12 protein-coding genes are annotated in these 13649 nt (G+C 56.6%); 5 read left to right on the forward strand and 7 right to left on the reverse strand.

Going from position 1 to position 13649, the window contains the following annotated elements; all coding sequences use genetic code 11:
* Positions 1 to 97 precede the first annotated feature (97 nt).
* Positions 98 to 2323, forward strand: a complete 2226-nt coding sequence (locus EYB53_RS20030; RefSeq protein WP_135480341.1) for a hypothetical protein — start codon at positions 98 to 100, stop codon at positions 2321 to 2323.
* 83 nt (positions 2324 to 2406) lie between these two features.
* Here the strand turns inward: EYB53_RS20030 and EYB53_RS20035 are convergent, their stop codons facing one another.
* The gene (locus tag EYB53_RS20035; protein ID WP_371879142.1) at positions 2407 to 3750 is read right to left on the reverse strand and encodes an aminotransferase family protein; all 1344 of its coding nucleotides are present in this window, start codon (positions 3748 to 3750) and stop codon (positions 2407 to 2409) included.
* 312 nt (positions 3751 to 4062) lie between these two features.
* Here EYB53_RS20035 and EYB53_RS20040 point away from each other — a divergent pair, with 312 nt between their 5' ends.
* From EYB53_RS20040 to EYB53_RS20055, 4 genes are all read left to right on the forward strand, one after another.
* A complete protein-coding gene (locus EYB53_RS20040) occupies positions 4063 to 4800 on the forward strand; it encodes a 3-keto-alpha-glucoside-1,2-lyase-like domain-containing protein (protein ID WP_135480344.1) in 738 nt (245 codons plus the stop codon).
* A 24-nt stretch (positions 4801 to 4824) separates the two neighbouring features.
* Positions 4825 to 5262 carry a carboxypeptidase regulatory-like domain-containing protein gene (locus tag EYB53_RS20045; protein ID WP_135480347.1) on the forward strand — a complete coding sequence of 146 codons (438 nt, stop codon included), beginning with the start codon at positions 4825 to 4827 and terminating at the stop codon, positions 5260 to 5262.
* 65 nt (positions 5263 to 5327) lie between these two features.
* Positions 5328 to 6083, forward strand: a complete 756-nt coding sequence (locus EYB53_RS20050) for a hypothetical protein (RefSeq protein WP_135480349.1) — start codon at positions 5328 to 5330, stop codon at positions 6081 to 6083.
* 157 nt (positions 6084 to 6240) lie between these two features.
* Positions 6241 to 6987 carry a 3-keto-alpha-glucoside-1,2-lyase-like domain-containing protein gene (locus EYB53_RS20055; protein WP_135480351.1) on the forward strand — a complete coding sequence of 249 codons (747 nt, stop codon included), beginning with the start codon at positions 6241 to 6243 and terminating at the stop codon, positions 6985 to 6987.
* 38 nt (positions 6988 to 7025) lie between these two features.
* Here the strand turns inward: EYB53_RS20055 and EYB53_RS20060 are convergent, their stop codons facing one another.
* From EYB53_RS20060 to EYB53_RS20085, 6 genes are all read right to left on the reverse strand, one after another.
* Complete coding sequence (locus tag EYB53_RS20060; RefSeq protein ID WP_167857504.1) at positions 7026 to 7763, reverse strand: sulfite exporter TauE/SafE family protein; 738 nt, start codon at positions 7761 to 7763, stop codon at positions 7026 to 7028.
* A gap of 131 nt (positions 7764 to 7894) precedes the next feature.
* Positions 7895 to 10006 (reverse strand): elongation factor G, encoded by a 2112-nt coding sequence (gene fusA, locus EYB53_RS20065; RefSeq protein ID WP_135480355.1) that lies wholly within the window; start codon positions 10004 to 10006, stop codon positions 7895 to 7897.
* A gap of 229 nt (positions 10007 to 10235) precedes the next feature.
* Positions 10236 to 10718, reverse strand: coding sequence for a peptidylprolyl isomerase (locus tag EYB53_RS20070; RefSeq protein WP_167857505.1), 483 nt, complete (start codon positions 10716 to 10718; stop codon positions 10236 to 10238).
* A gap of 163 nt (positions 10719 to 10881) precedes the next feature.
* The gene (locus tag EYB53_RS20075) at positions 10882 to 11796 is read right to left on the reverse strand and encodes a phosphoribulokinase (protein WP_135480358.1); all 915 of its coding nucleotides are present in this window, start codon (positions 11794 to 11796) and stop codon (positions 10882 to 10884) included.
* A 240-nt stretch (positions 11797 to 12036) separates the two neighbouring features.
* A complete protein-coding gene (locus tag EYB53_RS20080; protein WP_135480360.1) occupies positions 12037 to 12855 on the reverse strand; it encodes a sugar phosphate isomerase/epimerase family protein in 819 nt (272 codons plus the stop codon).
* Between the two features lie 21 nt (positions 12856 to 12876).
* The gene (locus EYB53_RS20085; RefSeq protein ID WP_135480362.1) at positions 12877 to 13509 is read right to left on the reverse strand and encodes a 2Fe-2S iron-sulfur cluster-binding protein; all 633 of its coding nucleotides are present in this window, start codon (positions 13507 to 13509) and stop codon (positions 12877 to 12879) included.
* Positions 13510 to 13649 lie beyond the last annotated feature (140 nt).

The raw sequence follows: 13649 nt of genomic DNA on the forward strand, positions 1-13649 counted from the left end.
GCGGCCGCCATCGACCGCCTCTTGTTCCGGGCCTGACTTTGCATCAGCCCTGCTGTTCCTCAGCTGATACTTGCACAACGGAGTCCATTGTCATATCATGACTGTGATCCGCTTCACTGCGGTCATGTTGATGAAGGGACGTTGGACACCGATGCAAAGCGCTCTCGCCGGACAGCCGTTTCTCCTTGGCCTTGCCTTTGTTGTAATCATTCTTGTAGTGGTTGCCGTCGTTTTTGTTGTCCTGCGCCTGCGTAGACCATCAGTTGAAGCTATCGATCCTACGACCCTTGATGCGAGTACTACGCTTGATGATACGCTTGATTTTGCCTCACTGGTTGCTCAGGATCAGCCTGATTTTGAGGCGGATGACTATCCTTCCCTCTCTTTTGATGCTGACGGTGACGAGTATCCTTCGATTGCGCCCGAGGAAGAACCCGAGGGTTGGCGTGAGCGCTTCGCTCATTTGCCGCTCACGTCCAGGCTCCTCTTGATCCTGGCCCCTCTCTTGATGCTGCTCGGGCTGTTTGGGCTGTTGCTTCTATTGCCGACCCCTGAAGAGCCTGAGATTATTGTCGAGCCCACCCCTATTCCGGTGACGTTGCTCGTGCAGAGCGCCTCGGTTGCGCGTGCTGATCCGCTGACGGTGACGATTGCTGGCGCAAGTACCGGTTTGCCTGATGGTACGGTTGTCCGCGCTGAGATGTTTGAAGATGACTTCCCTTTTTCCTGGTTTGACACTGAGTTGGCGACCGCACGGGTGCGGAATAATCGCCTCGAGTTTCAAATTCCACGTGCTGCTGATGCGCCTCAGCCAGTTGAAACGCGTCAGTATACGGTCAGGCTCTTTGCCCTCGATGATGTGGCGAGTGTTCCAGCTGAACTGATTGTCCCGTCAATTGGCGGCATTGCCGACAACTTCTTTAATCGTCCGGTGGCGCAGGTTCCGACGCCAACGCCAACCGCGACGCCAACCGCGACGCTGTTCCCTGAACCCGAGCCGGGGGTACCTACTGATGATCCGGCACTCGAAGGCCCGGCAACGGCTACCCCTACGGTTGATGGGCCGATTGGCGAAGGTACTCCACCGCCAATGCCAACGCTGGCCTTGACGACGGTGCCGCCTACGGCGGTTCCTCCGCCAATTCAGCCAACCCTGGTGCAGCCAACCTCGCTTCCTCTGCCGACGGCATTGCCGCAACCAACGCCAACCGATGATCCGTCGGTTGTTGCTCCAACGCCGCCATTGCTCACGCCCATTGATCCGGCGCCACCGTCAACGGCAACGCCTGAGCCACGCCCAACTCTGCCGCCGCCACCGACGGTGCCACCGCCGCCTCCCGCCGATGTGCTCAGTGGTGATATCCGTTGGTCCCGCGATCAGGGGCCGCTGCGCATTGAGCGTGATGTCCAACTTGCCCCTGGAAGCGAGTTGATCATCGAGCCTGGGGTTGAGGTGCAACTTGCCCCTGGGGTCGCGATCTTTGTGGATGGTGGCCGGTTGCTTGCCCTTGGGCAGCCTGATCAGCCTGTCCGTTTTGTTAGCGCAACCGGGGCGCGTTGGAACGGGATTTTTATGCGTCCCAATAGCTTTGTGGTGCTGGAACATGCCGAGGTGCGTGGAGCCGGGCTTGGTGGTACGCTCCTGGCGAGCGAGCGTAGCGAGTTGATCGTGCGTTCGACCCGCTTTACCGATAATGGTGGGGCGATCTTGCTCAACGATACACGCCTCGAGATGCGTGATAGCGAAGTGACTGGCAATGATATGCCGTTTGGCCCCGCGTTGGAGGCGACGTATGGGCGTGGCAATTTCATCACGCTCACCAATAATCGCTTTGGCGGCAATCGGTTGAGCGAGGGTGCGCCGCAGGTGCGTATCAGCAACCGCAGCACCTTTGAGACCCTGAATCTGACCGTTGAAGGCAATTTGATCCGTGGGGGCGCACCTAATCTGCAACTCACTACGAATGGGCCGTTGCAGGGAACAGTCGGTTGCAATGCGCTGGTCGGCGATGCGCAGGGCTTTGGTCTTCGTACGCAGACGCCTCAGGTCAATCCCAATGGGGTGCCGCCGATGGCCTTGCGGATCGAAAACAACCTGATTGACGAGCATCTCCCGCCGATTATTCCGGTCTATCTGCGGTATGGCCTGGGTCGTGGTGCGACGAGCGAGATTCTGCTTGACATGCGCAACAACTGGTGGGGAGAAGCCTCGGGCCCCTATGAGCCAGAAACCAATCCATTGGGCCGCGGCGACTCGGTGGGCAACAATATCATCTATGCCCCGTGGCTCACAGCCCCACCCTCTTGCCTACCGCCTCAATAAACGGCACTACGGTGGTTTGTGTGAGCGAAAACGGCCAGTGAAACTGGCCGTTTTCACTCACACAAGGGAAATTCTTGTTGTCGCTACTGGCAGACAGCGGTGATCGACTCGCCGATAATCGCCACCATGCGATCAATGGTTTCAACGGGCGTTACCAGTGGTGGTGCAATGCAGATCGTATCGCCAACGACACGGGTAAAGAGCCCGCGGCTCGTCATCTCTTTCTGCACACGACCGCCAACGTTCTCGGCTGGCGGGAAGGGGGCTTTGGTTGCCTTATCAGCGACCAGTTCAACGGCGGCCATCATGCCTTTGCCGCGCACATTGCCGACACCTGCGAGCGTGCCGAGTTCGTTGAGGGCGTTGTTCATATGCGCTCCGACCTCGGCGGCGCGGGCAACCAGGCCTTCACGTTCAATCAGGTCGATGTTGGCCAGGGCAACTGCACACGACGTAGGGTGGCCCGAATAGGTAAAGGCGTGCATCCAGCGCTTCTCACCCGGCACCGTCTCGATCACATCACGGATTGTATCATTGACCCCGATGCCGCCGAGGGGGACGTAGCCCGAGGTAATGCCTTTGGCAAACTGGATAATATCCGGCTCGATGCCGTAGTCTTCTAGGCCAAACCAGCGCCCCGTGCGGCCAAAGCCAGTAATCACCTCATCGGCGATCAGCAGCACTTCATAGGTATCGCAGATCTCACGGATCCGCTGGAAATAGTCGTCCTGGGGCACAATGACGCCGCCGGCACCCTGAATCGGCTCGGCAATGAACCCGGCGACCGTCTCGGGACCTTCGCGCAGAATCGCCGCTTCGAGCAGATTTGCCGCCGCAATACCGTCACTCACCTCGGGGGTTGGATTGACAAACCGATAGGGATAGGGTGAGTCGATATGAACAAAGCCGGGGACACGCGGCTCGAACATCGGCCAGTAGGCCGGTAACCCGGTGGCGCTCATAGCGGCCATTGTGACGCCGTGGTAGCCCTTGATCCGTGAAATGAACTTCACCTTGTCGGGCTTACCGACGGCCTTCCAATAGAAACGGGCCGTCTTGAAGCTACTCTCGGTGCTTTCGGCCCCGCCACTCGTAAAGAAGAAGGTGTTGATCGAGGGGTACATCAACTCGGCCAACTTCTCGCCCAGTTTGATCGTCGGCAGATTGGAACTACCAACATACGACGAATAGTAGGCGAGTTGCTGCATCTGCTCGTACGCAGCGCGGGCCAATTCCTCACGCCCGTGGCCCACATTGACGTTCCACAAGCCACTGAGCCCGTCAATAAATTCTTGCCCGTGCATATCGGTGACGATGGCACCCTGGCCCCGTACCCAGAGTTTCATCGCCTGGTGCGCACTGGGATGGTAGAGCGAGTGCAAGACGTGGGCGTGATCACTCTCAATCAGGTCATGATCGATCAACACAACTCCTCCTTGCCAACAATAAGCGATTCCGCCCGATCGACGAAACCGCTGCGCTGCGTGTATTCTGACAGATGTAGGCTTGATTCTACTCGATATCACGGTGCTCTGCAAGGTGAACGCCTGTGGTTGCAAGGCTTGAGGAACGGCACCGCTGGGGCGCGGATGTGGCGAGGCGTGCGTTGGCGTGATGGGTGGTGGTTGCGCCACCACCCATCACGCCATAGCGGAGTGGTAATAACCCCGTTCGAGGCGTTTGATATAATGAAGATAAGCACACAACTAGGATTGCATTCTGTTACCGGAGCTCAGGATATGGCTATACGGCTTTCATCTTCACAATCAGGCCAATCGCTCGTTGAACTTGGGGCGCTGCTTGCGCTTGTCTCGCTTACCGCGATCCTCGGGTTGAGCATGATCGGTGTGAACGTCGGCAGTGTCTTCGACACAGTCGCGTGCCAGATTGCCAAGGCCCTTGGGGACGATGAGCAGTGCGAAGAAATCAGCAATCTGCTCTTTCATGACTCCTTCGATAACCTCGATGCCTGGTACAAAGAGTATGGCAATTGGCAACTCAAGGATGGGCAACTCTGTGTAAACGGGAGTGGCCGTATTTTTCGTCCGGTTGAGGAGGATAATTATCGGATCCGCATTGATCAAGCGATGCTCACCAGTGGGCCTGGTCACGGGGTCTTTTTTCGAGCGACTAATTTTGATGCGCGTACGAAAGTCAATGGCTATACGTTTCAGTATGATAAAGTCTTGAAGGCCTTTGTCATCAGGAAATGGATCAACGGCAACGAAGTCTATGATCCTCCGCATGTAGCTCGTGCTCCAGCCCCGGACAATTATGCTTGGCATAATACCAACCGCCAGATCGAACTCGAGGTGAAGGGCAATACTTTTACGGCTTATGTTGATGGTGTCCAAGTGCTTAGTGCCAGCGATGATACCTATAGTTCCGGCGGCATTGGTTTTCGTACCTGGAATCATACCAGCGAAAGCACGACTGATGCTTGTTTCGATGACGTGAGTGTTACCGCACTTCCATAGGCCATGAAAAGAAAAGACAAAGCTATGGCGTTTCAGGACTCATTCAAGGATCTTGTGCCAGGATCCACCCCACCACCACCACCGCCACGCTGGCAAAAGCCCGTGCGGATCGCGCTGATTGTCTTGAGCATCACAACCGGGTTGTTGCTCGTTATCCGCCTGGTGCAGATGATGGATGTTGTGCCGTCGGTTGCCGGTACAGGCAGTGGCACTGTGGCCGGCCAAGTGATCGATCAGGCCGGTCGCCCTCAACCTGCCGAAGTGATTATTCAGAAGACCGATCTGATTGTGCAGACAGCCCCCGATGGTCGCTTTCAGATCGCTGGTGTCCCGTCTGGTGCCCAGGTACTCGTCGTCGCCCGTGACGGCGTGGCCGTTGAGTATCCGATCAATGTCCGCAATGGTCAGACCATCAATGTCGGGACGGTCAAGTCTGAAACAACGACTCAACCTGTGCGTTAGGCATGTTTCGAACGAGAATACCCCATTCTGAAACATGCGTTAGCTTTGGTCAAGGGAGACCAACGATGCATACAACAACTCAGGACAAAAGAGCAGGACAGTCAATCGTCGAAATCAGCCTCCTCCTGGCCCTGGTTTCCATCACGGCCCTGGTTGGCCTGAACCTGGTGGGGGTCAATCTCAAAGCCGTCTTGTGCCGGATTGCCACGGGCCTGGATGCCGGTGCGAACTGTGCGCCGATCATTGCATCAGCCGAACCACCCGCCGCACCACCGGCGTCGGGTGGACCCATCAAGATGGAGGATTTTTGCCAGGGCCGAGGTGTCGAGAGCAATCTAAGCTTTAAGCCAGTCGCGGCTAACGATTACACGGTCTCCTTTAAGCAAACGATCGACACCAAGAGTCAGGGTGCCGGAGCAAGCGCTGGTAGTGGCCACAATGTCTTTTTTCGCGCTACAAAGACCGGCTCGGATGGCCCAAACGGTGTCGGTTCACTCAATGGCTACTCGCTGCGTTACACGCCACCTACGACAACTGGCAAGAATTCTACATCAGCATCGCTCGCGATCGTCAAATGGACGGCCGGTAATAGGGTTACGCCTGATCTGGAAACGTTGACGCTCCCGGATGGTTATGGTGCTAGTAATAACATTGAACTCACTGTCAGCGGCGATACCTTTCGTGTGATGATTGATGGCAAAGAGTTTATGCAAGTCAAGGACACAACATATACTACGGGTGGGATCGGCTTTCATTCGCCTACCCCGACAGGTTCCACCCAGACCTGCTTCAACAATGTTTTGATCCAGCCGCTCGATTGAGTAGTCTGTAACGTACGTTTTTTGATCCCAGCGGGAGCTTCGACAGGCTCAGCATCCGTCCGTTCGCAACGCCCATTGTCCGCCGTTGGCTGAGCTTGTCGAAGCCAATACCGAGAGCAGAAAACTTTTGTTACGAACTACTAATTGGAGCATTCCTATGCATCAGCAGCCTCTCCATCGCCGTTCAGGGCAATCGCTCGTGGAAATTGGAGCTCTGCTTGCCCTGGTTTCACTCACCGCGATCCTCGGGTTGAGTATGATCGGCGTGAACCTTCGCACCGTCATGTGCCAGATTGCCAATGGTCTGGGGGCCGACGAGCAGTGCGAAGAAATCAGCAATCTGCTCTTTCGTGATCCCTTTGATAATCTTAATGCGTGGACGACGAAATATGGCAACTGGAACCTCGAAAATGGCAAACTCTGTGGAGGCCCTCGTGCCGGAAGCATTTACCGGCCAATCGAGGCCGATAATTATCGCATCAAGGTTGATCAGAGTACCCTGATATCGGGCAATGGCTATGGGGTCTTTTTCCGCGCTACGAATTTTGAAGTGCTAGGTACTTCTGGTACTTCTGGGTCTGTCGGAACAGTGAATGGCTACTCGTTTCAGTATGATCCAGGGCTTTATCCAGGTCAATTCATTATTCGCAAATGGACGAATGGCAATGAAGCCGTACCGTTTGCGAGTGCGAAGGCACCGGAAGGGTTTGTCTGGAGTGGCGTCGATCGCCAGATTGAGCTCGAAGTGGTCGGGAATACCTTTGCTGTTTCGCTTGATGGCGAGGAGATCTTACGGGCCACGGATGATAAAAGTCCCTATATGAGTGGCGGCATGGGCTTTCGTACCTGGAATGCCGACTCAAAAGCTTGTTTTGATGACCTCAGTGTTGAGACACTCCCATAAGCTCACTATGCTCGATTCTTTCGCTGCCGAGCTTTGCATTACGCGGTAATGATGGTCATCACTCCGGCAAGTAACGCGAGGCTCATCGCGAGATAGCGGAATCGCGCTGCTGGCAGCTTGCCACCCAACCGTGTGCCCAGGTGGTTGGCAACGAGGGCGACACTGAGCCACAGCAGCCCCAGCGGCAGCACACTTACGCCTGGCAACCTCCCCTGCGTCGCCAAAAGGAACAGGGTTGCCGTATTCGTCAGCACAAAAAAGAGCGCCAGTTCGCCCTGAAAGCGACGTGGTGCTGTCTGTTCGCGGGCGAGCAGCAGCACGGCCGGGATGCCATTCAATGACGTCGTAGCCCCCAGGAACCCCCCGAGCACCCCGGCAAGGGCTGGTGCGCCCGGCACAAGGCGTGCTGGTGGTCGTCGTGAAGCTTGCCAGATCAGCGCCGTTGCGATGATCACCACAACCCCTGTGACCAGTTTGATGGTTGATGAAGCAACTAACCCCAGGGTCACCAAGCCAAGCCCGATCCCCGGCACACTCGCCCCAGCCATGATCAACACCCGTTGATAGCGAATATGCTCGCGGAGATGATACGCGACGGCAATGCGCGTGAGCAGCGCAATGCTCAAGTTGAGGGGCACCAGCAGGGCCAGGGGAAAGCCCAGGACGAGCAAAAAAGGCATACTGACTAGGGCGAACCCAAACCCGCTGATCCCACCCAGCAGAGCCGCCCCAAAGACCACGAGCAAAGCGAGGAGTGAAACGCCAACGTCAACCACACATTTACCCTTCTCACTGCGTGAGAGTGGCGAAGCAACCATCACGTGTAAGGGCCATTATCCGCTCATTTGTATCTGAACGGGACAAAAAAGCCGGCGTCGCCGGCTTTTTTGTCCCGTTCAGACCAGGGTTAATGAGTGTTATTGGCTTCGGCTTCTTTCTTATGGGCCGCAATCACAGTCTCAACCAGATGGGCCGGCACTTCTTCATAGGCGGCAAACGCGATCGCAAAGCGCCCACGAGCCTGGGTCATCGCCCGCAGATCCGTCGCATAGCGTTGAATCTCGGCCAACGGTGCCTGCGCCGAAATCGCCGTCTTGCCGGTACCGGTTGGCAACATGCCCATCACCCGCCCGCGGCGCGTACTCATATCGCTCATAATATCACCGGCGAACTGATCAGGAACCACAATCTCCATCGTGTAGATCGGCTCCATAATCACCACACCCGCCTTATGCGCGGCGAGCTTGAAGGCCTCTTTGCCGGCTGACTTAAACGCAATTTCCTTCGAGTCGACCGGATGCTCTTTGCCATCAAAGACCTCAACACGCACATCACTGATCGGGCTCCCCGAGAGCAAGCCTTCGGTCATCGCTTCACGGATACCCTTTTCGATGGCAGGCATAAACCCACGCGAAATCACACCCCCGACGACCGCATTGATAAACTCAAGGCCATCTTCACGGCTAGGATCTGGCTCGAGTGGTTCGACCCTGAGGGTGACATCGGCAAACTGCCCAGCGCCGCCGGTCTGCTTCTTGTGGCGATACTGTGCTTCCGCTTTGCCCCGGATTGCTTCGCGGTAAGGAATGCGGGGCAAATCAACGTCAATACTGACATCGAACTTGCGTTTCATCCGCTCGCCCACAAACTGGAGGTGGCTCTCACTGAGGCCAGCGAGCAACGTTTCGCCAGTCTGCATATCGCGTGACGTCTGAAGGCTCGGGTCTTCTTCAATCATCCGTCCGAGGGCCGTTCCGAGCTTATCGAGATCCGCGCGGCTATGCGGTTTGACGGTCGCGATGAACGCCGGGGCCGGAAAATTGATCGAATCGAGTTGCACCGGGCTAGCGGCGGCACAGAGCGTATCATTGGTCATCGTTTCGGCGAGCTTGGTCAGCACCCCGATATCACCTGCGACGACACGTTCCACATCACGCTGCTCTTTCCCAAAGACACTATAGACGTGGTTGATCCGTTCTTCTTTGCGGGTGCGGCTATTCAGCAGGCTACTATTGGCATGCACGTCACCCGAAAAGACGCGGAAGAGACTCACCTTGCCATAGGTATCCGAGACAGTTTTGAAGACCAGCGCACTGACCTGCTCATCATTAGCAGCCCGCAGGGTAAGCGGCTCACCGCTATTGAGATCGGTCGCACTGACCGACTTGCGCGCAGCCGAGGGGATCGAATCGACAATTGCATTGAGCAGTTGTTGAATTCCGGCAACTTCGAGGGCCGAGCCACAGAAGACCGGCACAATCGAGCCATCGGCAATGCCAGCCCGCAGACCGACCAGCAACTCGTCACGGGTCAGCGCATCTTCGCCGCCCTCGAGATAGCGCTCGATCAGATCGTCATTCGTGGCGGCAATCTTATCAATCAACGCCGTCCGCCACTCGTGCATCACCTCATTGAGTTCGGCAGGGACATCGTTCTCGATGAATCCGCCATCGTGGTCAGGTGAGACAAGCCAGGCACGCTGCTGACGAAGGGAAATAATGCCCTTAAAATCTTTGCCAGACCCAATTGGGATCTGCATAGGGATCACCGCCGCATCAAGTACCTCGCGGGCGTGCTCAACGGTGCGATAGAAATTTGCATTCTCGCGATCCAGTTTATTGACAAAGAGGATCCGTGGCACCTTATGCTGAACGGCCATTTCCCAGACGAGTTCCGTGCCAACCTCAACGCCGGCCGAGGCATCCAGCACAAGCACTGCACCATCAAGGATGCGCATCGCCGCTGCCACATCAGCCACAAAATCGGCAGAGCCGGGCGTATCAATCAGATTAATCTTATCATCGTGCCATTCAAGGGGAAGGACAGAGAGGGAAACAGACATCCCGCGTCGGTGCTCATCGGGGTCGTAGTCGCTCACCGTCGACCCGTCCTCGACGCGCCCCATACGCGGGATAGCGTGGGCGGTCAGTAGCATTGCCTCGGCCAGCGTTGTCTTGCCGCTGCCGAGGTGACCAAATATGCCGATGTTGTGAATCCTTTCGGGGCCATACGCTCGCATCACAGTCCTCCTTGACATATCCGACGTGCCGCCCGAGGGGTTGGGCGGTGAAAGAAGAAGAGGTTCATTAAGAACATATTATAGAATGTTAAAGGGCCGCGTCAAGGAATGACTTCGTAACACAGCTTTTGCGTCATAAATGCACACACGATTCAGTGCGTATGCACAAACAGCCTGCCAGCAAAACTGGCAGGCTGGATGCGCACACGCTGGTTAATGATCAATCGCGCTATTGCTGTACGGTGACCTTGACCATCTTGTCGCCCTGGCGGATCGTATCAACGACCTCTAGCCCGGTGGTGACTTTCCCAAAGACCGTATGCTTGCCATTGAGGTGAGGCTGGGGCGCGTGCGTAATAAAAAACTGGCTCCCGTTCGTATTAGGGCCGGCATTGGCCATCGAGATGACCCCGCGCTCGTGTTTGAGCGGATTGCCATAGAGCTCATCTTTGAAACGATAGCCAGGGCCGCCGGTGCCGGTACCTGTAGGATCGCCGCCCTGGATCATAAAATTGGCAATGACGCGATGAAAGGTCACACCATCATAAAAACCCTCTGAGGCCAGAAACACAAAGTTATTGACCGTGGCCGGGGCATGCTGCGGATACAACTCTAACTCAATGGTACCCGCTGTTGTCTCCATGGTCACGACATAGTTCTTCGTCGGATCGATCTGCATCGTGGGCGGATTGCTCCACTTCTTGACACTCACATGTATTCCTTTCAGCTGGACATTCGTCGATGCTTCAAGCTTGCTTGAAGCTTGCCAGGGGATTATAGCACAGAGCTTTCTGGGTGCCTACGGACCCCAGGAAGCTGGTCGGGCTTTTGCAACGTCTGCCTATCGCGGTGGAGGGCGTGGAGCGGCGAAGCCGCTATGATTGTTGCAGCGTCTCGGCCTTGAGCAGCAGTTGATACGCGATCAGCAATTGAACCAGGCCGAGCACATGGCTTTGCAGGCAATCGATGCCATCGAGGTAGATGCCGATCTGCTCGGGGCGCAGATGACTCAGGCCGGGCAAATGTTCCCAGATCACATCTTCAACGGCTTCGGCCTGCATCGTACTAAGCCGCCCATCAATTTCGAGAATTTCGGTTAGCCGCCGATCATCGCGGCCGACCCGCAACCGCATGACTGGCGGATCGCCCTGTGAAGCAATGACCTCACTGAGATCGGGATAACTGAGCGTAGGGCGTAAAATGAGGCGCACACTCAACTGTTCGGCACCCGGTTCAGCGGGAAAAAAGCGTACGATAAGATCAGCCCAGCCGCGCTGGGGCTGAATAAATTCAATTGCATCACCCCGTCGCCGGGCCATCTCTTCACGCACCTGTTCAGGCGTATAGCCGCGGCGTACCGAGTCACGGCGGATCTTCCACCGCTCACGCAAATCTTCAGGTGGATCAAGAAAGACCCGCATATGGCAAGGCTCACGCAGGCGTGGGGTTGCCAGGGCGAGCAACCCTTCGGTCATCACGAAGGGAGCGGCTTCAAGGCGCTGGCGTGCATCAAAATCGCCAGTCTTGTGGTTATAGACTGGCTTGATAACCGACCTGCCCATCGACAACTGGAACAGGTGATCTTCCATCATCTCAAGATAGTTGCAATCAGGATGCAACGGTGTCAGCCCACAGCGTTCGCGTTCGGCGCGATTGTACCGATGATAGTCATCAAGCCGCAGCGTAACAACCTGGCTCGGGCCAAGAATGGTGGCAACACCGGTGGTCAGGGTTGTTTTGCCCGCTGCACTGTCGCCCACGACTGCCAGAATGACCGGCGGTTGTTCCATAGTCTATGGCACCACAGACACGCAGCGCGATACAGCCGAAGAGAGCCTCACCGTAGCATCGCACTGGGCTGAAGCTCTCTCGTTCTGTTGTCGACCATGCTCGCGGCATGATCCATCGCTCTGGTGAACAGGCAGGGATTTCATAGTCTCAGTATACGGTCAAACATCCCTCGGAGCGACGGCAGGGGTGACAGTTTTAACCTACCCGACTGGGTAGGGAACACAGAAATCGGCCCGGGCTTAGCGGAGTTGGACAGCGTGAGCGTAGTCAAGCACAAAGCGTCTGGCTGCCGCGGCCTGATCCAGGGGCGTATGACTGATGAACATCGGGACACTCAACTCGCTGGCCTGGATAGCCTGGACAAAAGCGCGATAATCAAGGACTCCGTGGCCTGGGGGGGCATCTTCGAACGCGCCGTGCTTCAGGCGCATATCGCGAAATTGGATCATCCCGACATAGGGGGTCAACGCCCTGACGCCTAGCGGGATCAGTTCGGCTTGATGATCCCAGTTCTCAGGGGGGAGCATGCCGGGCGGATCGAGCATCACGCGGACATAGGGCGAATTGATTTCGGCGCAGAAGCGCGCCACTTCGTTGGGATGGCTGAGCACATGGGTATAGTAGGGGTCAAGCACGAGGATCGCCTCGGCATCATCAAGCACGGGAAAGAGATCCTCCACGCTTTGCTGCAACGCTTGCCACCCGACCTCGCCGTGGTTATCGGGGTGCTCATCAAACAGCCCCGGCCCAAAACTACCACTCCAACTCACAATTCGTCGCGCATCAAGCAAGGGCAAGAGGTCAATCAGATCCAAGAGTTGCTCAAACGTACTGCCCATAGGGGCCTCGTCAGGGCGCAGGGGGTTCGCATACCCCGAGATGGCATCAACCGAGAGCCCATGATGGGCACAGGCGCGTCCAAGGCGACGGGCCAGCGAGCGGTCACAACCTTCGGGGAAATGGGCGTGCAACGCACCAAAGCCCCTGGAGGCGATCATATCAGCCAGACGACTTAGATCGTCTCCAGGGTGAATCTCAAGCCTGATACCAAGCTGCATACGCGTATCTTACTGGTCTCACTATGAAAGACGTTTTACTTCCGCTTCGGCACGACGAACATCGCGGGCTGCATTGTCTAGGGCTGCTTCGGCGCGTCCCTGTCCGGGAACCCTGGGTGCAGCGGCACTTCCGGTGAGCATCATACTACCCACGCGGAAGGTGTCATCAACCCACTGGGCAACATCATCAGATGGATTCGTAAAACGTACTGGCCCGGCATGGCGTACGGCATTGATCAAGTTAAAGGGATAGCGCGAGAGCTGATCAACCCACAGCTTGAGCACATTGTCGACCAGGGGATTGAGCTGATCGGCCCATTGCTCATTGGCGGGGGGTTGTACCACATGCACCGCCTGGCGACGCAATTCTTCGGCCTTGCTTAGGATCTCTATGGGACCCTGGCCGCGGATTGAAGCTTGGCACGCCAGACGATGGCCTTCAGCGAGGCGTCGTTCGGGCATCCAGGCCAGTTCCACTGCGGTAGGCGGGTTCAACTGATCGGCCCCGGCAAGCACGCGACACTGGCAGGTCTGGCAAACGCCATTACCGCCACAGACAAACCCGATATGGGCGGCATTGCGTCGTGCGACACTCACCAGGCGTTCACCAGGTTTCGCTTCCATCTCCACATCATTGATAATCACTTTGGGCATAGGATCTACTCCCTTCGCAATCTGCTTCGCCTGGGTCTGATTATACCACGTTGCCCCTTAGGGACAATAGGCTGAGGGCTCGTGCCTTGGCAACACCACCTGGGTTGCGGCAGGAGGGTGCCCCTCCTGCCGCAACCCAG

Source organism: Candidatus Chloroploca mongolica (genome assembly GCF_004762035.2).
GTDB lineage: Bacteria > Chloroflexota > Chloroflexia > Chloroflexales > Chloroflexaceae > Chloroploca > Chloroploca mongolica.

Excerpts from the sequence above, each read along its gene's own strand:
- EYB53_RS20030 (WP_135480341.1), top strand. The coding sequence starts at position 98 with ATGACTGTGATCCGCTTCACTGCGGTCATGTTGATGAAGGGACGTTGG.
- EYB53_RS20040 (WP_135480344.1), top strand. The coding sequence starts at position 4,063 with ATGGCTATACGGCTTTCATCTTCACAATCAGGCCAATCGCTCGTTGAA.
- EYB53_RS20045 (WP_135480347.1), top strand. The coding sequence starts at position 4,825 with ATGGCGTTTCAGGACTCATTCAAGGATCTTGTGCCAGGATCCACCCCA.
- EYB53_RS20050 (WP_135480349.1), top strand. The coding sequence starts at position 5,328 with ATGCATACAACAACTCAGGACAAAAGAGCAGGACAGTCAATCGTCGAA.
- EYB53_RS20055 (WP_135480351.1), top strand. The coding sequence starts at position 6,241 with ATGCATCAGCAGCCTCTCCATCGCCGTTCAGGGCAATCGCTCGTGGAA.
- fusA (WP_135480355.1), bottom strand. The coding sequence starts at position 10,006 with ATGCGAGCGTATGGCCCCGAAAGGATTCACAACATCGGCATATTTGGT.
- EYB53_RS20075 (WP_135480358.1), bottom strand. The coding sequence starts at position 11,796 with ATGGAACAACCGCCGGTCATTCTGGCAGTCGTGGGCGACAGTGCAGCG.
- EYB53_RS20080 (WP_135480360.1), bottom strand. The coding sequence starts at position 12,855 with ATGCAGCTTGGTATCAGGCTTGAGATTCACCCTGGAGACGATCTAAGT.
- EYB53_RS20085 (WP_135480362.1), bottom strand. The coding sequence starts at position 13,509 with ATGCCCAAAGTGATTATCAATGATGTGGAGATGGAAGCGAAACCTGGT.